The sequence below is a fragment of the Serratia sp. ID 25-353 genome, from assembly GCF_054792795.1.
In genome coordinates this window covers 1,023,784-1,044,248 of sequence record NZ_CM139236.1, presented here as the reverse complement: position 1 = coordinate 1,044,248, position 20,465 = coordinate 1,023,784, and the positions used below count along the sequence as shown (strand labels likewise).

21 protein-coding genes are annotated in these 20,465 nt (G+C 58.6%); 11 read left to right on the top strand and 10 right to left on the bottom strand.

What is annotated here, in order from left to right:
• The first annotated feature begins 57 nt into the window (after nucleotides 1–57).
• Nucleotides 58–1,443: a CoA transferase gene (locus tag ACYF6X_RS04995; protein WP_063990377.1), complete on the top strand. Its 1,386-nt coding sequence runs from the start codon at nucleotides 58–60 to the stop codon at nucleotides 1,441–1,443.
• On the opposite strand, the gene ACYF6X_RS04990 is transcribed toward ACYF6X_RS04995, so the two are convergent.
• Complete coding sequence (locus ACYF6X_RS04990) at nucleotides 1,440–2,315, bottom strand: LysR substrate-binding domain-containing protein (protein WP_063990378.1); 876 nt, start codon at nucleotides 2,313–2,315, stop codon at nucleotides 1,440–1,442. The two genes, ACYF6X_RS04995 and ACYF6X_RS04990, sit on opposite strands and share 4 nt — an antisense overlap.
• A gap of 102 nt (nucleotides 2,316–2,417) precedes the next feature.
• Between ACYF6X_RS04990 and ACYF6X_RS04985 the strand changes: the two genes are divergently transcribed.
• Nucleotides 2,418–3,833, top strand: coding sequence for a pyridoxal phosphate-dependent decarboxylase family protein (locus tag ACYF6X_RS04985; RefSeq protein WP_130017237.1), 1,416 nt, complete (start codon nucleotides 2,418–2,420; stop codon nucleotides 3,831–3,833).
• Nucleotides 3,834–3,846: 13 nt separating this feature from the next.
• Here the strand turns inward: ACYF6X_RS04985 and ACYF6X_RS04980 are convergent, their stop codons facing one another.
• Nucleotides 3,847–4,488 carry a GNAT family N-acetyltransferase gene (locus tag ACYF6X_RS04980; RefSeq protein WP_063990380.1) on the bottom strand — a complete coding sequence of 214 codons (642 nt, stop codon included), beginning with the start codon at nucleotides 4,486–4,488 and terminating at the stop codon, nucleotides 3,847–3,849.
• Between the two features lie 797 nt (nucleotides 4,489–5,285).
• Here ACYF6X_RS04980 and rcsA point away from each other — a divergent pair.
• Nucleotides 5,286–5,915: a transcriptional regulator RcsA gene (rcsA, locus tag ACYF6X_RS04975; protein WP_004935115.1), complete on the top strand. Its 630-nt coding sequence runs from the start codon at nucleotides 5,286–5,288 to the stop codon at nucleotides 5,913–5,915.
• 218 nt (nucleotides 5,916–6,133) lie between these two features.
• On the opposite strand, the gene dsrB is transcribed toward rcsA, so the two are convergent.
• Entirely contained in the window at nucleotides 6,134–6,337 is a 204-nt protein-coding gene (dsrB, locus tag ACYF6X_RS04970; protein WP_060420622.1) for a protein DsrB, read from the bottom strand.
• Nucleotides 6,338–6,657: 320 nt separating this feature from the next.
• Nucleotides 6,658–6,870: a transcription antiterminator/RNA stability regulator CspE gene (gene cspE, locus ACYF6X_RS04965; RefSeq protein WP_004935122.1), complete on the bottom strand. Its 213-nt coding sequence runs from the start codon at nucleotides 6,868–6,870 to the stop codon at nucleotides 6,658–6,660.
• Nucleotides 6,871–7,247: 377 nt separating this feature from the next.
• Between cspE and ACYF6X_RS04960 the strand changes: the two genes are divergently transcribed.
• The 3 genes from ACYF6X_RS04960 (at nucleotide 7,248) to ACYF6X_RS04950 (ending at nucleotide 9,506) form a co-directional block, all read left to right on the top strand.
• Nucleotides 7,248–7,625 (top strand): hypothetical protein, encoded by a 378-nt coding sequence (locus tag ACYF6X_RS04960; protein ID WP_063990381.1) that lies wholly within the window; start codon nucleotides 7,248–7,250, stop codon nucleotides 7,623–7,625.
• 510 nt (nucleotides 7,626–8,135) lie between these two features.
• Entirely contained in the window at nucleotides 8,136–8,345 is a 210-nt protein-coding gene (locus ACYF6X_RS04955; RefSeq protein WP_004935132.1) for a hypothetical protein, read from the top strand.
• A 153-nt stretch (nucleotides 8,346–8,498) separates the two neighbouring features.
• The gene (locus ACYF6X_RS04950; protein ID WP_107226426.1) at nucleotides 8,499–9,506 is read left to right on the top strand and encodes an NAD(P)H-quinone oxidoreductase; all 1,008 of its coding nucleotides are present in this window, start codon (nucleotides 8,499–8,501) and stop codon (nucleotides 9,504–9,506) included.
• A 44-nt stretch (nucleotides 9,507–9,550) separates the two neighbouring features.
• Here the strand turns inward: ACYF6X_RS04950 and ACYF6X_RS04945 are convergent, their stop codons facing one another.
• Nucleotides 9,551–10,603: an SDR family oxidoreductase gene (locus ACYF6X_RS04945; RefSeq protein ID WP_130017236.1), complete on the bottom strand. Its 1,053-nt coding sequence runs from the start codon at nucleotides 10,601–10,603 to the stop codon at nucleotides 9,551–9,553.
• A 110-nt stretch (nucleotides 10,604–10,713) separates the two neighbouring features.
• Between ACYF6X_RS04945 and ACYF6X_RS04940 the strand changes: the two genes are divergently transcribed.
• Entirely contained in the window at nucleotides 10,714–11,646 is a 933-nt protein-coding gene (locus ACYF6X_RS04940; protein WP_130017235.1) for a LysR family transcriptional regulator, read from the top strand.
• Between the two features lie 3 nt (nucleotides 11,647–11,649).
• Here the strand turns inward: ACYF6X_RS04940 and ACYF6X_RS04935 are convergent, their stop codons facing one another.
• The 3 genes from ACYF6X_RS04935 to ACYF6X_RS04925 all read right to left on the bottom strand — a co-directional run bounded on the left by ACYF6X_RS04935 (nucleotide 11,650) and on the right by ACYF6X_RS04925 (nucleotide 12,595).
• Nucleotides 11,650–12,039: a YidB family protein gene (locus ACYF6X_RS04935; RefSeq protein WP_063990385.1), complete on the bottom strand. Its 390-nt coding sequence runs from the start codon at nucleotides 12,037–12,039 to the stop codon at nucleotides 11,650–11,652.
• Between the two features lie 95 nt (nucleotides 12,040–12,134).
• Nucleotides 12,135–12,383 carry a GlsB/YeaQ/YmgE family stress response membrane protein gene (locus ACYF6X_RS04930; RefSeq protein WP_063990386.1) on the bottom strand — a complete coding sequence of 83 codons (249 nt, stop codon included), beginning with the start codon at nucleotides 12,381–12,383 and terminating at the stop codon, nucleotides 12,135–12,137.
• Between the two features lie 14 nt (nucleotides 12,384–12,397).
• Nucleotides 12,398–12,595, bottom strand: coding sequence for a glycine zipper domain-containing protein (locus ACYF6X_RS04925; RefSeq protein WP_063990387.1), 198 nt, complete (start codon nucleotides 12,593–12,595; stop codon nucleotides 12,398–12,400).
• Nucleotides 12,596–13,223: 628 nt separating this feature from the next.
• Between ACYF6X_RS04925 and ACYF6X_RS04920 the strand changes: the two genes are divergently transcribed.
• Nucleotides 13,224–14,144 (top strand): Kdo(2)-lipid IV(A) acyltransferase, encoded by a 921-nt coding sequence (locus ACYF6X_RS04920; protein WP_107226430.1) that lies wholly within the window; start codon nucleotides 13,224–13,226, stop codon nucleotides 14,142–14,144.
• A gap of 176 nt (nucleotides 14,145–14,320) precedes the next feature.
• Complete coding sequence (gene yjdN / locus ACYF6X_RS04915) at nucleotides 14,321–14,740, top strand: VOC family metalloprotein YjdN (RefSeq protein WP_063990389.1); 420 nt, start codon at nucleotides 14,321–14,323, stop codon at nucleotides 14,738–14,740.
• Nucleotides 14,741–14,755: 15 nt separating this feature from the next.
• Here the strand turns inward: yjdN and ACYF6X_RS04910 are convergent, their stop codons facing one another.
• Complete coding sequence (locus tag ACYF6X_RS04910; RefSeq protein WP_063990390.1) at nucleotides 14,756–14,950, bottom strand: hypothetical protein; 195 nt, start codon at nucleotides 14,948–14,950, stop codon at nucleotides 14,756–14,758.
• Nucleotides 14,951–15,110: 160 nt separating this feature from the next.
• On the opposite strand from ACYF6X_RS04910, the gene ACYF6X_RS04905 reads away from it, so the two are divergent.
• Together ACYF6X_RS04905 and ACYF6X_RS04900 are read left to right on the top strand one after the other, a co-directional pair.
• Nucleotides 15,111–16,664 (top strand): sensor domain-containing diguanylate cyclase, encoded by a 1,554-nt coding sequence (locus ACYF6X_RS04905; protein WP_063990391.1) that lies wholly within the window; start codon nucleotides 15,111–15,113, stop codon nucleotides 16,662–16,664.
• 480 nt (nucleotides 16,665–17,144) lie between these two features.
• Nucleotides 17,145–18,038: a Kdo hydroxylase family protein gene (locus tag ACYF6X_RS04900; RefSeq protein WP_063990392.1), complete on the top strand. Its 894-nt coding sequence runs from the start codon at nucleotides 17,145–17,147 to the stop codon at nucleotides 18,036–18,038.
• Between the two features lie 43 nt (nucleotides 18,039–18,081).
• On the opposite strand, the gene paaZ is transcribed toward ACYF6X_RS04900, so the two are convergent.
• A complete protein-coding gene (gene paaZ, locus ACYF6X_RS04895) occupies nucleotides 18,082–20,148 on the bottom strand; it encodes a phenylacetic acid degradation bifunctional protein PaaZ (protein ID WP_406880008.1) in 2,067 nt (688 codons plus the stop codon).
• Nucleotides 20,149–20,465 lie beyond the last annotated feature (317 nt).

The following is a 20,465-nucleotide window of genomic DNA, read 5'->3' as shown; positions in this document are numbered from 1 at the left end:
GTCGCCGGCGGTGGGCTACGCTAGGCTATATTTCCGACGACCCGCAAGGAGTGGCCGATGACGCCTCTGACTCACACTCTGCTCGACGAGATTTGGCAAAGCCTGGGGCAACGGCCCGCCCCCGCCGACCGGTTAACCGTAAGCGGCGTCGGCGCATTGCCTTCGGCTTTTCCCGTCACCGAATTGGCGACCGCCGCCTGGAGCGCCGCCGGTTTGGCCTGCGCCGAATTGCTTCGCCGCGAAGCAACCGAAGCACCGCAGGTCTGGATCGATCAACGCCTGGCCTCGCTCTGGTTCGGCTGGACGCTGCGTCCGCTGGGTTGGACGCTGCCTGCGGCCTGGGACGCGCTGGCCGGCGACTACGAGACGGCGGATGGCTGGATACGCCTGCATACCAATGCGCCGCATCATCGGAGAGCCGTGGAACAGGTGATGGGCCCGGCATCGGATAAAGGCACGCTGGCGGCGCGCGTGCTGAGCTGGAAAAAAAGCGAGCTGGAACAGGCAGTGATCGAGGCCGGCGGCTGCGCGGCCCAAATGCGCTCGGCGGCCGCGTGGCGACAACATATTCAGGGCAAGAGCGTGGCGCTCGAACCCTTGATCCACACCTCGCTGCAGCCGGAAGCGCCGCCGCCGGGCTGGGCGCTGCCCGTCGCCCGGCCGCTGCACGGCGTTCGGGTGCTGGATCTGACGCGCATTCTCGCCGGGCCGATCGCCACCCGTTTTCTCGCCGGTTTGGGCGCCGACGTGCTGCGCATCGATCCCTACGGTTGGGATGAACCCGGCGTCGAGCACGAGGTGATGCTGGGCAAGCGCAGCGCGCGCCTCAACCTGACCAATGCGCACGATCGCCATACGTTTGAACATCTGCTGAGAAACACCGACGTGATCGTGCATGGCTACCGTGCCGGTGCGTTGGAGAAATTGGGCTATGGCGCGGAGGAAAGACGCGCGCTGGCGCCGGGCCTGATCGACGTCTGCCTGAATGCCTACGGCTGGAGCGGGCCGTGGCGCACCCGGCGCGGTTTCGACAGCCTGGTGCAGATGAGCTGCGGGTTGGCGGAGGCGGGCATGGTTTGGCGCAGCGCCAGTTTGCCAGTGCCGCTGCCGGTACAGGCTCTGGACCACGCCACCGGCTATTTGATGGCGACGGCGGTGCTGACCGGTATGGCACAACGCCTGAGCCGCGGCACCGGCTACCACGCGCGGCTGTCGTTGGCGCGCACGGCACAACTGCTGCTGGCGCATCCCTGTTCGGCAGATTATCGGCCGGAACCGCTGGCGCCGGCCGCCCCCGCCGACGAGGATCCGGAAACAGAACTGACTTTCTGGGGCGCCGCGCAACGCCTGCGCGCTCCGTTAAGCCTGCAGGGCACGGCGCTGCAATGGGCGCTGCCGGCGACCACGCTCGGCACCTCGCAGCCGGCGTGGCTGCGCCGTTAAACCGCCGCCAACTGCTGCTGCAGCCACTGCAGCAACCGTAAGACCGCCGTCGTCAGCCCGGCGGTCTGCGGCCACACCAGATAAACGTCGTCCTCGCTCAGGCGGCAGGGCGCGGCCAATGCCACCAACCTCCCCGCGTCGATCGCATCCTGCACCAGCAGCTTTTTCGCCAGCGCAATGCCGAACCCCTGCTCGGCCGCGCGAATCAACAATCCGGCATCGTTGAACACCGCCTGTTGCCGCCCACACCGCGTGCGCCCTTGTGCATTGAACCAGTCGCGCCACGGGCTGACGTCGTGCTCCAGCAAGGGAACGTCGCCACCGTTCTCGAATGCCGTTCCCCACTGCCGCGCCATGTCCGGCGAGGCGACCGGCAGCACGTCACCCGACGCGATGCGCTGGGCCTGCAGCCCCGCCCACTGGCCGTTGCCGATGCGGATCGCCGCATCGAACCCGCGCTGCGACAGATCCTGCAGCGCCAGCGACGCATCGATATCCAGCGCAATATCGGCGCAGGCTTCATGGAAGGCCGGCAGACGCGGCAGCAGCCAATAATGAGCAAAAGACGGCAGCACGCTGATGCGCAGCGTCTGGCTTGCCGCAGCGCGCCGGGCGCGGGCAACGCCCTGTTGCAACGCCTGCAGCGCCGGCTCTACCGCCGCCAGCATCTCTTTCCCGGCCGCATTCAGACGCACACCGCGCCCGCGCCGTTCAAACAGCGGGTGGCCGACCGCCTGCTCCAGCAGCTGAATTTGCTGGCTGACCGCGCCGTGCGTTAAATGCACCTGCTGCGCCGTGGCGCGCAGATTCTCCAACCTGGCGGCGATAACAAAGGTCGGCAAGACATGCAGGGGAAGGCGCTCACTCATCACTGGTTAACCATGCTATCCAAAACGGTTATTTTTCATCGATTTTGACCCGCCCGCAACTGTTCTATGTTTATGCCATCTATCCCTGATGCTTTCGGAGCCGCCATGCACCCACGTTTACAACAGGATCTTACACAGTTTCCGCAGATCCTCGACCACACCCGCCAGTTGGCGGAAGATTTTCTGGCCGGGCTGCGTGAGCGCTCGGTCTGCCCACCGCTCACGCAACAGCAACTGCAACCCGGTGACGATCGGCTGGCGGAAAACGGCGAAGGCGCCCTGGCGGCGCTGGATGATTTTTGGCAACGTTATCAGACGGGCATTTCCGCCAGCGCCGGCCCGCGTTATTTCGGCTTCGTCACCGGCGGCGGTACCCCAGCGGCGGTCGCGGCGGACTGGCTGGTTAGCGTGACAGACCAAAATAGCCAACTCAGCCATGATACGATCGCTGCGGCGATCGAGCTGGCCGCCGTGACGCAGTTGAAATCCCTGCTGGGCCTGCCGGAAGCGTTCAGCGGCAGCCTGGTCAGCGGTGCCACCATGGCCAATTTCGCCGGACTGGCCATTGGCCGGCAGTGGCTGGGGCAACAGCACGGCGTGGATATCGCCCAACGGGGCCTGGCGGCGCTGGGCCCGATCCGGGTGCTGGCGGCCAACCCGCATTCCAGCAGCGTGAAGGCGCTCAGCATGCTCGGCATCGGCCGCGACGCGCTGACGACCGTCGCCAGCCTGCCGGACTCGGAAGCCATGGATATGGCAGCGCTGGAGCGACAGCTCGCCGCCGGTGAAGGCCGCCCCACGTTGGTGCTGGCCAGCGCCGGCACGGTCAACACCGTCGCCTTCGACGATCTGCCGCGTCTGCTGGCGGTGCGGGAGCGCTATCCGTTCTGGCTGCATGTCGATGCGGCTTTCGGCGGCGTGGCGGCCTGCTCGCCGCTGTACGCCCCAAGGCTCGAGGGCTGGCAGCATGCCGATTCCATCACCGTCGATGCGCACAAATGGCTGAACGTACCTTATGACAGCGCGATCCAATTTACCCGCCACCTGAATCTGCAGATGCAGGTATTTCAGAACCATTCAGCCTACCTGGAAGCGCCGACGCCGCGGCCGGACAACTATCTGCACCTGACACCGGAAAATTCGCGCCGCTTTCGCGCCCTGCCGCTCTGGCTGACGTTGAAAGCCTATGGCCGCAGCGGCATACGGGATATCGTCGAGCGCAACGTCCGATTGGCGCAGGCGCTGGGTGCGGCGCTGGCAGCCGACGACGGTTTCCAGCTGCTGGCGCCGGTGAATTTGAACGTGGTGTGCTTCGCGCTCAGCCACCCGCAGGGCGACAGCGAAGCGGCGCGCGATCGCTTTCTCGAGCGCCTTAACCGGCACGGCGTGGTGCGTTGCACCCCGACGACCTATAACCTTCAGCCGGGGATCCGCGCCGCACTGGTCAACTGGATGACGGAGGAACGGGACATCCGGCTGGCGCTGGACTCGCTGCGCCATTGCCTGGCGGAAACGGCCTAACGCGCGCGGCGCACTAGCCGAGTTGGAAAGCCTGCAAACGCCGCTCTTGCCGCCCGTCATCGCTGATGTTATCCGGCGACAGCCAGGCGGCAAACGCCGCGCACCGCGCTGGCCACTCCCCGTCGACAATCGACAGCCAGTCGGTGTCGCGCGTGCGTCCTTTGACGACGACCGCCTGGCGGAACGTGCCTTCATAGCGGAAACCCAAGCGCTCGGCGGCCTGGCGCGAAGGCAGATTGAGGCTATCGCATTTCCATTCGCAGCGCCGGTAGCCAAGATCGTCGAACAGATGCCGCAGCATCAGGAAAATCGCCTCGCTGCCCAGCGCGCTGCGCTTCATCAGCGGCGACCAGTTGATGGTGCCCAATTCGGCCACGCCGTTGCCAGGATCGATGCGCAAAAAGGCGCAGGTTCCTACCGCGCGCCCATTCGCCCGATCGATCACCACCATCGTGTTTCTGTCTGCGTTGGACGTCTGCGCCTGGAGATAATGCTGGAAATCTGCGCGCGACTGCGGCCGTTCCCAAAACAAATAGGTCCAGTCGCGATCGTCCTCGGCGGTTTGATAAGCCTGATAAAGCGCATCCCCCCAGCGCTCGAGGTTAAGCGGTTCGAGGCGGCAAAACCGCCCTTGCAACGATGTGTGCCCGGGCATGCCTGCCGGCTGCCAATGAGGGAGGGCTTCACCTATCGGCTGCCCATACTGATTCCGTCTCACCGCGGCATCCTGTTTTTTGAAAGGTGGAGAGGCAAGTTAAAACCAACGCGGGCCAGAGACAACTCCGACCTGCCATTCCTGCCCCGCGGATCGGGCAGCAGGATGATAGTTTAGAAAAATCACTGAATCACCGTTAAACATTCACGAAAACTATTCCACGTGAAATAAATATCCAGATAACTCATTGTAAAACGGTGACTTATAGCAACAATTAAGCTACACATTCCGGCCATAATGTTAACTTTTGTTTGTTGTTATGATAAAAAAAGAAATGCTTATCATTAGCTTGAGAAGAAAAAAGCACCGCAACATAATGATTTTTATATGTAAAAAACAAAGACCTTCGGGGGAGGCGTTTTTTGACCACTCAAAAAATGCGCTGAAACACTTCAAAAAAACGACACATGAATTTTTTTTAAGACTTTTCCTAGCAAACTAAAATTTTGTTTCGTGACATGATGAACAGATTCGCGGCAAGCAATGCAGACAGGCACGGGCGCCAAGCGCAAATCAGGCTCAACATGCCGAAGCTGGACGGGCAGCAGATCGTTCTGACTTAAGCCAAACTTATAGATTCATGCAATTAATAAGTTTAGTATGAAAATATCATTGAGTGACGCCGTGTTTATTGATAGAACACTCGCTACACTGAATTATTGCTCCATTTTGCCTTTCGGCTTTTTAGGCTTTTTCTCATATTACCGCAGTAAAACGGATTTAAGTGGGGGTGCGATATGCCAACGATCATCATGGATTCATGTAGCTATACCAGATTGGGTTTAACCGACTATCTGACTTCGCATGGCGTGAAGAAACGCCATATTAATGCCATCGAGGACATTGACAGCCTGCACGAAAAATGCAGTAAGTTGAATCCCAGCCTGGTGTTTATTAACGAGGACTGCTTCATCCACGAAGCAAACGCCACCGAGCGAATAAAACGGGTGATTTCACTGCACCCGGATACGTTATTCTTCATCTTCATGGCCATTACCAACGTACATTTCGACGATTATTTATATGTTCGCAAGAACGTCATCATATCGTCAAAATCCATCAAACCAGAGACTATGAATCAGCTACTTAGTCACTATCTCGAGAGAACGTCCCTCCGAACGGAGAAATCTTCTCTGGATCAAACGCCGGTAACGCTGAGCCAGACTGAATCGAACATGTTACGCATGTGGATGTCCGGTCAAGGCACCATCCAGATATCAGACCAGATGCAAATAAAGGCCAAAACGGTCTCTTCCCACAAAGGAAACATCAAGCGGAAAATAAAAACGCACAACAAGCAGATCATTTACCACGTTGTTCGTTTGACCGATACCTTGACCAGTGGAATATTTGTCAATAGCCGTTGAACCACAGAGAACGCCCCCACTCTGTTTTGCCGGCCGTTAAATACCCGGTGATAATGTCATCTGGATATCAGGCGCCGAGACCCTTAAAAGAATACCTGCTGCGTTATCCCCCGCTAGCGCAGCGGGTATTTTTTTGCCGTCGATAAAAATAATCTTACCGCCATGAAATAATCTCAAAATGGACAATTTCATTAGCAAATTAATGAGATTAGCCGAAGTTACTGCCCATCGTGCTCGCGACAGAGCTCCACAAACGTGCCGTCACGGCTGTCGATTTCATTAAAAAACCATACGCCCGCCGGGTAGTCGTCAAGAGAAACCAGATACATGGTGCCTTCGTTGAACACCTCTACGGCCAGAATGACGCCTTCACGCCGCGGGCCGCCGTCTGTTTTTACCGTCACTCGATCGTTAACCTGCATACCGTTCCCCATTATTTGCGATTGCCGTCAGTGTATTACAAAAGCGAGGGTAATGGACACCGCTCTAGCCCCGCCGGCCTCTGCTATCAGCGTAGCAGCCGCCTGGATTTTCACTTTCTTAACGGTTTGGCCGCAGAATCTTAAGCCGGCCTCGCGTAGCCTGTCTTCAGGCGTTTCCCCCCCAGAGAAGCGCTCGCAAATGAAGAAGTAACAAGGAACTTTTGCCCGCAGACTTGCGGGCTTTTTTTTGCGCGCTGCCAAATGGCAGGCATAAAAAAACCCGCCGCGGCGGGTTTTTTTCAATCAGCGCTAGACGCCAATTAGATAGCGGTAACGTTAGCCGCAGATGGACCTTTCGCACCGTTCTCGATAGAGAACTGTACGTTCTGGCCTTCAGCCAGGGTCTTGAAGCCTTGATCCTGGATAGCAGAGAAGTGTACGAATACGTCTTTGCTGCCGTCTGCTGGGGTGATGAAACCAAAACCTTTAGCTTCGTTGAACCACTTCACTTGACCTTTGATCATGTTAGACATGTCTAATTTCCTTCAATAATAAATGTAAGCCGCCATGGGCGAGGTAGCCGGTCATCAGTTACTTATGGAGGCACTGGAAAGGAAATTCGTCAGAGAAGGGCTATCCGGGATAACGCTTTAAATTTGAACTACTTTACTCAAAATGTCGTGCATAAATAGGTCTGTACCACAGGCCGACATCATTAACTCATGAGCGAGCGGCAATAGCAACCTTTTTCGCCGTGACGGGACGCTAATCTCGGCTAAACGCGCAGGATTTGACCCTGTCTACCGTTCGAGGCGCCGCCTGGCTCACCCGTAACGCCCAAGGCAAATGATAGTAATTCTCGTTCTGCTGTTTTATAGTTGCCTGACGAAATCATTCAGGGAGATTCACCATGCCGAGATGGCTTACATTACCGGCTGCCAGCGCCGCCGCCCTGCTGGCCTTTGCCGCTTACAGCGCTCCCCAGAGTGCACTGGAACTCAATTATCAAGCCCCCGAGCCCAGCGTGGCTCCCGCGCCCAAACCGCCAGCCCCTTCAGGGCCGGCCCCCAAAGCGGAAAAACCGCCGATTGCCTGGGCAGAGGCGAGAGATAAAAGCGGTTTTCGCGTCGATATCGAGTGCGATCATCCAGGCTGCAGCAAACCGCGCGCCAAACCTTATCCCGCATATGAAGGCCCGGTGAAGAAAACCGATCGCCGCCGTCAGTCTGATCCTTATTCCACCAATCAGGATCCCGATTACAACATTCAGCTGGGCTATGAGTGGTAGTGGCGCTTTCGGAGTAATACCTATATCAGCCTCCTTTGCCGCTGCATAGAATATGCCTTAGTTCACCACTCCTCCTGGTGTTGAACACAACAAGCTGTGTTGCAAATCTTTATGCGCCTCCCTATAGGCGCTTTTTTTTGGTCCCTCCCTCAACGCGTCTTCCGATTACAGATTGCTCTCATTGCCCCACAAAGTGATGAATGTCACAAATACGCCTCCTTGCCATTCTTATTCGGAGGTAACGTTCATGGCCACAGGATCCCTTGCCCTCCTGGCCGTCTTGGCCGGCATTGCGGGTTTCGCCCTCTACAAACATTTAAAATCTCAGAAAAAAAGCACACTCGTCCGCCCGTACGATCGGTAACCGGCAACGCGCTTTCACCGCGAGGGCCCGGCACATCGCGCGCCGTGCCTTTGCGGACTGTCATGCTTTCATCACAAAATTGTCACATTATGGCCATATGATAATTTGCGTTTATCCGCTCTGGCTTAACACCAAGGATTTCGCCCATGACCATAATTAAAGCTGCAAACCATCAGGAAGCAGAAAAACTCATCCGCGCCGGCACCGCCAAGAAAATCGAACTGGCCTACGACATCGGCAGCGACGACTTCTTCCAGCTTGCCAGCCTGTGGTGCGATAAAGGCGCCAAGATTTCCAAAGGAAAAGAACACTTCATCGTCTCGTTGAAAGGGTTCCGCATCCCGCCTAACGATTGATACCCTGCCGCCCATCGCGGCGGCTTCGCCCCTTCCTCGTAAAACCGCTCTATTCGACCACGCGCGCCTCATTCGATTTCGCTAAGCTAAGAGCAGACTTTATTGCGGACGTTTTGCCCGATCGCCACGTCCGCCACGATGAGGAGAGTAACCATGTCAACAAATGCAGCGCTGCCCGGTACGATGAAAGCGATTGAAATCAGCCAGCCGGGCGCCCCCGAAGTTCTGGTCGTTACCGAACGTCCGGTACCCGTACCACAGGCAGGCGAACTGCTGGTGAAAATCGCCGCCGCCGGCGTTAACCGCCCCGACGTGCTGCAGCGCCAGGGAAACTATGCGCCGCCGCCCGGCGCCTCGGATATCCCCGGCCTGGAAATCGCCGGCGAAGTGGTGGCTATCGGTGAAGGGGTGACCCACTTCGCGCCCGGCGATCGGGTTTGTGCCCTCATCGCCGGCGGTGGTTATGCGCAATACTGCACTGTGCATGAAAGCAATGCACTGCCGGTACCGGCAGGTCTGAGCCTGACCGAAGCCGCCGCGCTGCCGGAAACCTTCTTTACCGTCTGGGTCAACGTGTTCCAGCGCGGTCACCTCAAGGCCGGCGAGACCGTGTTGATCCATGGCGGCACCTCCGGTATCGGCACGGTCGCCACCATGCTGGCGAAGGCCTTCTGCGCCCAGGTGATCACCACCGTCGGATCCGAAGAGAAACGTCAGGCCAGCCTGGCGCTGGGCGCCGACGTGGCGATTAACTACCGCAGCGAAGACTTTGTCGCACGCACCAAAGACGCCACCAACGGCAAAGGTGCCGACGTGATCGTCGACCTGATCGCCGGCGATTATGTAGCCAAAAACTATCAGGCTGCGGCGATGGAAGGCCGCATCGTGCAAATCGGCACGCAAAACGGCGTGGTGAAAGAGCTCAATCTGATGCCGCTGCTGTTGAAACGCCTGACCCATACCGGTTCAACGCTACGTTCGCGCAGCGTGGCGGACAAAGCGCAGATTGCCGCCGAGCTGCGCGAGAAGGTTTGGCCGCTGCTGGAACGCGGCGTGCTGAAACCGCAAATTTTTAAAACCTTCCCGCTTGAGCAGGCCGCCGCCGCGCATACGCTGATGGAGTCCAGCGAGCACATCGGCAAGATCATGCTGACGTTCTGAGGCCATTCCCCGCGGTCTGCGCTGCGGGGAAACCGATGCCACGCTCAGGGGATGATGCCGCGACGGCGGAACTCATCGAACAGCGAGAAAAGCATGGCTTCGGTTTCGACGAACTGATGGAAACCGAAGCGCCGCGCCTTGCTGCCGTCCGCGAACATGTCATAGTCCCAGGAAAAGACGAAATCGGCGAAACGCCAGCCGGCCACCGCGCGATAGTCCGGCTCGGCCAATTGGTGCCGTTGCACCAGCTCCCGCCACAGCGGCGCTTTGTCCGCCATCATGCTCTCCAGCGGCATCGGCAGCGGCGGTGCACATTCCAGCCCAAAGTAAGCGGCGATTTTCGGCCACATCTCGCTCCAGCGAAACAGATCGCCGTTATTGATATTAAACGCCTGATTGGCCGCCGCCGGTTCGGTCGCCGCCCACAGCGTGGCACGCGCCAACAGCCCGGCGTCGGTCATTTCCAGCAGGCTGTGATAAGCGCCCGGCTTGCCGGGGAAACGCAACGGCAGCCCAAGCGCTTTACTGATCGATGCATAAACCGCGATACTTAACGCCAGGTTCATCGGATTGCCAAGGGAGAAGCCTCCCACCACGCTCGGGCGAATGGCGCTCCAACGCCAACGTTTGCCGGCCTGCCGCTGCGCCAGATACTGCTGCTGCGCCACGTTAAACTCCGGTGACATATGCCCGGCGTCGCTTTCGCGCGCCGGCGTTTTAAACGGCCCCAAATGTGCGCCATACACCTTATAGCCCTGCATCAAACTGATGTGCTCCAACGCCGGTGCGGTCGGCTCCAGCCCCTCGACGACGTGCTGCAACATCTGCAGATTCGGCGCCACCAGCCCCGCCCAGTCCGGCGCATCCTGATAGGCGGCATAGAAAACGTGACTCACCGCGCTCAGCGGCCGCAGCGCGTCGCGCGTCGCCGCCGCATCCAGCAGATCAACCTGAAGGTGGCGCACTCCCGGCGCCGGTTCCCCACCCCGACGCGAGACGCCCACCACTTGCCAGCCCTGGCCGGTCAGCTCCTCAATCAATCGGCGCCCAATCACGCCATTGGCGCCGATCACCAATGCCTGTCGCTTTGTATTCATCTTGCCACTCCTCAGGTTGTCGATACCCTGAGTGTTATTGATTAGTGATACTTGCGGTAGAAGAGGCTTTCCACTAACACTTATAAGAAAAATCTATAGGCAAGATCGACATGGATAAGCTGAACGCAATGAAAACCTTTATGCGGGTGGCGGAACTGGGCAGCCTGTCGGCCGCCGCTCGCGATCTGCGTTTGACGCAGCCGGCGGTCAGTCAGCAAATCGCCGGCCTGGAGCAGCAACTGGGGGCCCAACTGCTGTTTCGCAGCACACGGGCGGTCACCCTGACCGATGCCGGCAGCGGTTATTATCAGCGCCTCAAACCGATTCTGGCGGCGGTCGACGAAGCGGAAGATGCACTGCACGGCCTGCACCACCAGTTGCAGGGCAATCTGCGCATTCACGCCCCGACCGGGTTCGGGCAGTTGCACGTCACACCGCTGGCCATCGCTTTCCAGCAACGTCATCCGAACCTCGTCATCGAGCTGCTGCTGGACGATCGGCGCGCCGACGTGATCGGCGAAGGCATCGACGTGGCGCTGCGCTTCGGTGAACTGCATGCGCCCGGCATGGTGGCGAAACGTTTGGGCGAGCTGCAACGCCTGCTGGTGGCGTCTCCGGCCTATCTGGCCAAGCATGGCGAGCCACGTTCGCCGGCGGAGCTGGCTAAACATGCGCACATTCGTTACAGCGGTTTGAACGACGGCGATACGCTTACCCTGTTCGGCCCACACGGCCTCGAGGTGGTGGCGCTGCGGCCCACGTTCCGCGCCAACAATACGCTATCGCTGCTGGCCGCCATTGAGGCTGGGGCCGGTATCGGCGGCGCTCAACGGCCTTTAATCGCCGAGCAACTGGCGACGGGGGCGCTGGTGCCCGTCTTGCCGGAATACCGCTACCCGCCCATGGCGCTGCACGCGGTCTATCCCGCCTTACGATTTATTCCGGAGAAAGTGCGCGCCTGGGTGGCGCATCTGCAGCAGGCGTTGACGGCGATCGAGGGAATTAGCGGAGTGAATGCCCCCGGCCAGACGCCGGGAGCATGAACGTTATTTGAACAGCTTGCCGACCATGTCGCCCAGTTCGTTGCTGTCTTGCTGCACTTCACCGTTTGGCGAGGCGGCATCCGCGACCGTTGGCAAGAACTGTGCAATGGTGCTGGATGCCTGCGCAGGATCGATGCCCAGTTTTTCAGCCAGTTGATTGATCGCGTCGCTACCCAACGCCTGCTGCACATGATCGCCGGTAATCGGCTGATTTTCGCCATTGCCGAGCCAGGAACCGACGATATCACCGAACTGCCCCTGACGGAATTTGTCCAAAATGGCCTGCAGGCCGCCTTGTTGCTCGACCCACTGCATAATGGCGATGTAGTCGATGCCTTTACCATTGGCGCCGCCGCCCAGAATGTTACCCAATACGCTATCGAACAGACCCATGATATTCCCCTTTCAGCAGGTACGGTCTGTGCCGCACCGCCGGATTGATTTCACGAAAAAGGGCCGCCGCGGCGACCCTGTTGAGCAACGGCTGCTTAGCCTTTGATCTTCCTGTAGACAAAAAGCACCACCAGGGCACCGATTACCGCCACCACAAAGCTGCCCAGGTTAAAACCGTCAACGCGGCCCATACCGAAGAAGGTGCTGATATAGCCGCCGACGACGGCGCCCACGATCCCCAATATAGCGGTCACAATAAAGCCGCCGCCGTCTTTGCCCGGCATAATCCACTTGGCCAAGATACCGGCGATTAAACCAAAAATGATCCAGGAAATGATGCCCATCTTTACTCTCCCTATTACCTTTTGCCTAACAGAAATCCTATTACCAGGCCCACGACGGCACCGGCGCCTATCCCCGCCCAAGGGTGATCCTTGAGGCAGGCACATGATTGCTCGAGCGCTGCTTTTACACCGCTGCTCACTTCGCAGGCGGTGGTTTTCACGTAGTCGCTCGGTTGCTCAACACCGTTTAGATCGTCATTTTCATATGACATGTCAAATCCTTACAGACCAACCCTCTGAGAATTGCGTCACATGTTTCGCGCCAGGCGTCGTCCGCTCCGCGATCTTGCTCTGGGCAACCTGCCCGCTGCCGCTCAATGCGGAGGCGTCCGGCGGCAAACGCACAACTTCACACTATGACTATAGTAAAAAATCAGCGGTTTACCCATTTCCGTCCGTCTGAATTTCACCGTGCAAAAAATGATCTGATTTCATCGCGCTGTCATCTCACAAGGCTAAACTTTAAACATATCCTCCTGGAGGAAACGCCGATGTTCAATGCACCTTTTGTCTTGATTCTCGCGCTACTGTACGCACTGGCCGCCGTTTGGGACGGTTCCGCCGCGTTACTGTTTCATTAAGGTTACATAGCAGTTGTCACTTTTGCGATGTGCTTAATTGTGTCTTTATTTTTCAATTTCGCCAGCCGGTTGAAATAGCGGGAAATACCCTCCCTTTCCTCGGTAAAAATCCTATCTCACTCCGTTTTTCGCCTGCGCTTAAATAAAGTGTAAGAAAAGCATTAATGGAAAATCCTATTTAGCACAAAATGCTCTATCATTCGCCTTATCACAACGTGGGTTAAGGTCCCATTGGGAAAGAAAAGGAATCACAGGAAAAATGTTTTCTAACCAACGCTTTGAGCGCGAATTCTTGCGCCCTCGTTATTGGTTGCTCTGGATAGGGCTGGGAATACTCTATCTCTTGGTATTACTGCCCTACCCGCTCATTTATCGACTCGGACACGGCCTTGGCAGAATAGCCATGCGCCTGATGAAACGCCGGGTAAAAATAGCGCGCCGCAATTTAGCACTCTGCTTCCCCGCAATGCCCGCCGCCGAGCGCGAGGCGCTGATCGTCAAAAATTTTGAGTCCGTCGGCATGGGCCTGTTCGAAGTCGGCATGGCTTGGTTCTGGCCCGACTGGCGCATCGCCCGCTGGTTCAAAGTGAGCGGCATGGAAAACATGCGGCTGGCGCGCCAGGACGGCAAAGGCGTTCTGCTGATCGGTCTGCATTTCCTGACGCTGGAACTGGGCGCGCGCATTTTCGGCATGCAAAATCCCGGCATCGGCGTGCATCGCCCGCACAACAACAGGCTGATGGAGTGGGTACAGACCCGCGGCCGGCTGCGCTCGAATAAATTCATGATCGATCGTAAAGATATCAAAGGCATGATCCGCAACCTGAAACAGGGCGAAATCCTGTGGTACGCGCCGGATCACGATTATGGGCCGCAAAGCAGCGTGTTCGCACCGTTCTTCGCGGTGGAAAACGCTGCCACGACCACCGGTACCGTTATCCTGGCGCGCCTGGGGCGGCCGTCGATCGTGCCTTTCGTGCCGCGCCGCCTGCCAAATGCGCAGGGCTATGAGCTGATCGTGCAGCCGCCGCTGACGGACTTCCCGCTGGATGATGAAACGCGCGCGGCGGCCAAGATGAACCGCGTGGTGGAAGAACAGGTGCTGCTGGCCCCCGACCAATATATGTGGCTGCACCGCCGCTTTAAAACCCGCCCACCCGGCGAACCTTCGCTGTATTAACCGCCTTCGCGCCTTCGCCCGTCACGCCGCCGGCGAAGGCGCTCGCCTCGCACAAGCATTCTGCGTCAGGGGAACTACACTAATAAGTCACCGACGGCAATTATTGCCGCCAGCAACCATTTCTTCCTGCTCGAGGGCCGGTCGTTGCCTGTCGGGCCACAACCGAGGTCAATGTCATGCTGGTACAACCCTATCTGTTTTTCAGCGGTAACTGTGAGCAAGCGATTAACTTCTACGTACAGCAGTTGAATGCCAAAATTGAAATGGTCATGCGTTATAAAGACATGCCCGAAGAGGCCCGGCAAGGCGGGCCGCAGGACGCCAATCCGGAAGCGATCATGCATGCGCGCCTGCTGATCGGCGACGGCGTACTGATGGCCTCCGACGGCTGTCCGCAAGATGACAGCGGCGGCGCTTCTCACAAAGGTTTCTCGCTGTCGCTGAACCCCAGCGATGCGGAACAAGGACGCAGACTGTTCGACAATCTGGCGCAGGGCGGCCAGGTAACGATGCCGTACCAAGCTACCTTCTGGGCCAAAGGCTTTGGCATGCTGACCGACAAATTCGGCGTCAACTGGATGATCAACGTGGAATAACCCGTCATGGCGCCGCTAGCCATAGCGGTGCCAGTCATACGCCGCCTTGGCGAACAGCAGGAACAGCAGCGCCAACAGCGCCAATCCCAACCGCCAATAGGGCGACCGGCGCCGCCGCCAGGCGAAGTACATCATCACCGCCAGCGTTCCCAGCGTAAGGGGGTAATACACCGCCAGCGTCAGTAAAGCGATAATGATGTAATCCGACATGGCTCTTTCACTCCAACGTGTTCACACCGCCGCTGATGCGGGTTGCGATCGGCCTTTCGCCCTATCGCCTCGTTAAAGGCTAGAGGTCTGACGCATTTATGCATAAAATATAAGATTGCTCTTAACTCAAATTGAATAGTAATCAAACAACAAGGGTGACATGACTCAGCAGCAACCCATACAGGATGCCGTGCCGGCGCGCAGCGTTAAAAGCTCCCCATTATTATTTCAGGCCGGCGTGTTTGTCATCATCGTTGCCGCCACGCTGATCCTCTTTAACAGCTGGCAAATCTGGAACGCGCACCAGCGCGATCTGCGCAGCGCCGAACATGAATCCGCCAACCTCGCCCGCTCGCTGGCGCAGCATGCCGACGATACTTTCTTGCAGGTGGACGGCAACCTGCTCGATCTGACCGAACGTCTCCAAACCGACGGGTTGGGCCCATCGCAGCTGACGCGGCTGCAGCGCGTCATGCAGACGCAGGTCGGCAACCTGCCGCAGTTGCACGGGCTGTTTCTCTACGATGCGCGCGGCCGCTGGCTGGCGACCTCCTCGGGCAAATTCATCAAGAACGCCAACAACGCCGATCGCGATTACTTCAAATACCATCAAAACCGCGACGGCGGCGGCCTGTACATCGGCAAGGTGATCCGCAGCCGCACCACCGGCGATCTGATCATTCCCGTTTCGCGGCGTTTCAACAATCCGGACGGCAGCTTTGGCGGCGTGGTGCTGGCGACGCTGTACGTCGATTATTTCCGCCAGTTTTACGACAGCTTCGCCCTCAACACCGACGCCTCCCTGAATCTGCTGCTGGCGGACGGCACCATCCTTTACCGCCGCCCTTACTCGGCGGCGTCGATCGGTAAAAACATCGCCAAGGGCGTGCTGTTCAGCGAAATTTTGCCGCATTCGGAATTCGGTAACGCCACCATCACCTCGCTGTACGACAAAGTAGAGCGTATCTACGGCTATTCGCGGGTCAACCGCTTTCCGTTGGTGATCGCCGCCGGGTTGTCGAAACGCGACGCGCTGGCGGACTGGCGCACCGACGCCGGTCTGTTCGCCGCCGGCGGCCTCTCTCTGCTGATGATCCTGTTGGCGATGGGCATGGTGCTGCTGCGGCAAATCAAGCACAGCATGCAAACCGAAGCCGAGCTGATGCGCACCCGCGATCAGCTGACCAGCATCAACCAGATGCTCGAAGAGCTGGCGCTGCTGGACGGCCTGACCGGGCTGGCCAACCGCCGCCAGTTTGATATCGCGCTGAAGAACGAGCTGGCGCGGGCTTCGCGCAACTACCGCAGCGTGGCGCTGCTGATGCTGGATATCGACTATTTCAAACAGTACAACGACAGCTATGGCCACGTCGCCGGTGACCAGTGCCTGCAGCAGATCGGCCAAACGCTCAAAGGATTGGCATGCCGAAGCAACGACGTTCTGGCGCGTTACGGCGGCGAAGAGATGGGGATTATCCTGCCGGATACCGACGTTCAGGGCGCGCTGATTTTCGCCGAACGCGTCATCCAGGCGGTGCGCGATCTGAAAATTCCGCATCAGGGCAACCCGCACGGCATCGTCACCATCAGCATCGGCATCTGCGCCAAAGTGCCGCATATGTATAACGATACGCCGATCAGCTTTATCAATGAGGCGGACAGTGCGTTATATCAGGCCAAGAAAAAAGGCAAAAACTGCATTTACGGCGCTTAATCATTACTCGGGTCACCAAAATTTGGCGGCCCGATTTATTCAACTGACAAAATGAAATAATTCCCCTCCGCAACATTATTTCCCCGGTTTACCCTGCACGTTGAATAGAATAACGCCAATAATAAGCAGAATATTTATTTTCATTACAATTCAATAAGATAAAAACTCGCCTTTCCGCAGACAATTCGTGTCATTTTTGATTATTCGTGCCCACGCACAGCCCCGTTTAGCCCTCGTTTACTTTTCATTGGTATTGCCGGTGATACCCTTATTGGGACTATTCTCTATATCAGGAAGCCATCGCACGCTTCGGCGCACTGCGTCCTGCTGATACATCCATAATAGAACCCACAAATTTCACGTTGCAATTGGGCGGCCTGTTGACGCCGCTCCAGACAGCCACTGCGCAAGCCAGTGCAGCCAATCACGCGGCAACCTGAAAGGCGGGAATAAAGCGATATAGATTTGCGAGGAGATCTCATGCCTACTGGCGATATTATACGTGAACAAGCCGTCCTGACGCTGCCGTTACGACAATGGGCGGCGCAAGAAGCATCCAGCGCGGTCAGCGAACTGGAACAGGGCAAGGTGCTGTTTCTGCCCGAACTGGCCTTCACCCTGTCTGAACAGGAAATGCCGCTGCTGGATCCGACGTTGGTCGATCCGAAGCGCAAAAACATTAGCTATCAACCGCTGTCCGGCAAGCTGAGCGGCGTCGCCGTCGCGGAACGCCGCCAGCAGGTTCAGCAACTGCTGGAGCGCTATTACCAATCCTGCCGCCAGCTGATCGCCGGGCTGTTGCCTGAGTATCAGGAGGGGCTGCACCACCCGACCGGCAGCCTGCGCTTGCATCCGGTCTCCGCCTGGCGGGCGACCAGTTCCTGGCGCAAAGACGATAGCCGGCTGCACGTCGACGCTTTCCCGTCGCGCCCGAACTACGGTGAACGCATTCTGCGCATTTTCACCAACATCAATCCGCACGGCGAGCATCGCCAATGGCGGGTCGGCGAGCCGTTCCCTGAGCTGGCAACACGCTTTATGCCGCGCCTCGCACGCTACTCCGCCTTCAGCAGCTGGTTGCAGCATCAGGTGCGCATCACCAAAACCCGCCGCAGCCATTATGACCACCTGATGCTGCAGTTGCATGACGCCATGAAGGCCGACGGCGATTATCAGCAACAGGGGCCGCAGCTGGCGCTGGCGTTCCCGCCGGGCAGCAGTTGGATTTGCTTCTCGGACCAAACGCCGCACGCCGCGATGGGCGGCCAGTTTATGCTGGAACAGACTTTCCTGCTGCCGGTCAATAAAATGCAGGATCCGCAGCGTTCACCGCTGAAAGTGCTGGAACAGCTGCGCGGCCAGCCGTTGATCTGACTGATTCGCCGCCGCCGGGGATGCCGCCGGCGGCCAACGCGCATCACGCCTCGAAGTCCCCCTGTTGGCGCGCCACCAGCGTCAGAATGCTGTACAGCGCCACCGGCTGCTGTTCCTGATTCAACACCTGCACATCCCACACCACCACGCCGTACGGGCGATCTTCGGCGGTTTTCTGCGGCTTGCGGATTTTCTTTTTACAGGTCAATCGCACCTGAATGGTGTCGCCGATCTTCACCGGTTCGATAAAGCGCAGATTCTCCATGCCGTAGTTGGCGATCACCGGCCCGACGGCGGCGTCGACAAACAGCCCGGCCGCAGCGGACACCACAAAGTAACCGTGCGCCACCCGCTCGCCGAACAGCGAGTCGGCGGCGCCGATCTTGTCCATGTGCGCGTAAAAATGGTCGCCGCTCAGGCAGGCGAAGTTGACGATATCCGCTTCGGTCACGGTGCGGCGCGCGGTCAACAGGCTGTCGCCCAGCTGCAGCTGCTCGAAGTATTTCCGGAACGGATGCACCGGATGCTCGGCGACCGGCGCGCCGCGCACCCATTCGCCGCCGATGGCCGCCAGCATCGCCGGGCTGCCCTGGATCGCCGTGCGCTGCATATAGTGTTTCACCGCGCGCAGCCCGCCCAGCTCTTCACCGCCGCCGGCGCGCCCCGGGCCGCCGTGCACCAGCATCGGCAGCGGCGAACCGTGGCCGGTGGACTCCGCCGCCGCCTGCTCATCTAAAATCAACATGCGGCCGTGGGCGCAGGCCGCCGCGCGAATGAAGCGCGTGGCCAATGCCGGATCGGCGGTCACCAGCGATCCCGCCAGGCTGCCCTGCCCCAGTAACGCCAACGCGATCGCCTGCTCGGTATCCGCATACGGCATCAGGGTCGCCACCGGGCCGAAGGCCTCGGTGCCGTGCACCGCCTGATGGGTCAACGGATCGGCGCAATACAGCAGGGTCGGCGGATAAAACGCCCCGCCGCGCGCGCCGTCGCCCAGCACGTCCAGCTTATCCAGCGCCGCGCCACAGAGCGGTTCGCAGCCGTTGCGCAGCAGGAACTCCACCTTGCTTTGCACATCTTCACGCTGCTCGTGGCTGACCAATGCCCCCATGCGCACCTGCTCCAGCTGCGGGTCGCCCACCGTCACCCCCGCCAGACGCTGCAACAGGGCCTGACGCACCGCCGCCACCTGCGCCGCCGGCACGATGATGCGGCGGATCGCGGTGCATTTCTGCCCTGCCTTGGCGGTCATTTCACGGCACACTTCTTTGATAAACAGCGCAAACTCGGGCATTTCCGGCGTCACGTCTTCCGCCAGCACGCAGCAGTTGAGCGAATCCGCCTCCATGGTGAACGCGACCGATTTTTCCAACAGACGCGGGTGTGCCCGCAGTCGCTGTCCGGTCTGCGCCGAGCCGGTAAAGGTCACCGCATCCTGGTAATCCAGGTGCGCAAACATGTCGCCGACACCGCCGCAAACCAGCTGCAGCGCCCCTTCCGGCACCAGCCCGCTGTCGACGATCAGCCTGACCATCGCCTGCGTCAGCTGCGCGGTGGCGGTGGCCGGCTTGATAATGGCCGGCATGCCCGCCAGCCAGGTCGGCGCCAGTTTTTCCAGCATGCCCCAGCAGGGGAAGTTGAAGGCGTTGATGTGCAGCGCCACGCCGGGGCGCGAGGTCAGCACGTGACGGGCGGCGAACTGCGCCTGTTTCGACAATGGGATCAACTCGTCTTCCGGCCACAGGGTATCGTCCGGCAGATCGCGGCCGGCCATGCCGGCATAGGCGAACAGCGTGGCGATGCCGCCCTCGATATCGACCCAGCCGTCGCTGCGCGTCGCGCCGGTTTGATAGGAAATCTGATACAGCGCCTCTTTATGCGCCAGCAGGTGTTTCGCCACCGCTTTCAGCATCTGGGCGCGCTGCTGGAATGTCATGTGCGCCAGCGCCGGCCCGCCGTGGCTGCGCGCATAGCTCAGGCTCGCCGCCAACGGCAGGCCGTCGGAGCAGACCTGGTACAGCGCTTCGCCGGTCACGGCGTGGCGGATCTGGCGCCCCTCTCCCTGCCCGTACACCCAGGCCCCAGAAAGATAACTGTGTAACTGCTGCATGTGCCCTCCGGAATTCATAAATTTTCACCTTATAGCTTAATTACGTATCACATAAACGCCAGCCCACGCCAAACAAAATTTTAACAAAAAGAAAACAAAAGGCGTTTTCAGAGCGTTTCATCTGTCATAAACCAGGCACCAATCACTTTATTTATCAAATAAAATCAAAATTATAACAAAACACCCTGTGAGTCACCTCGCAAAACCACATGAATTACGTTTGATCTTTTTGTTATCAGTTTGTAGCCTTATGGTTAGTTAAAGTGATTCACATTTTTACAATTTATGCGAAAAATACGAATCATCAAGAGGAAAGT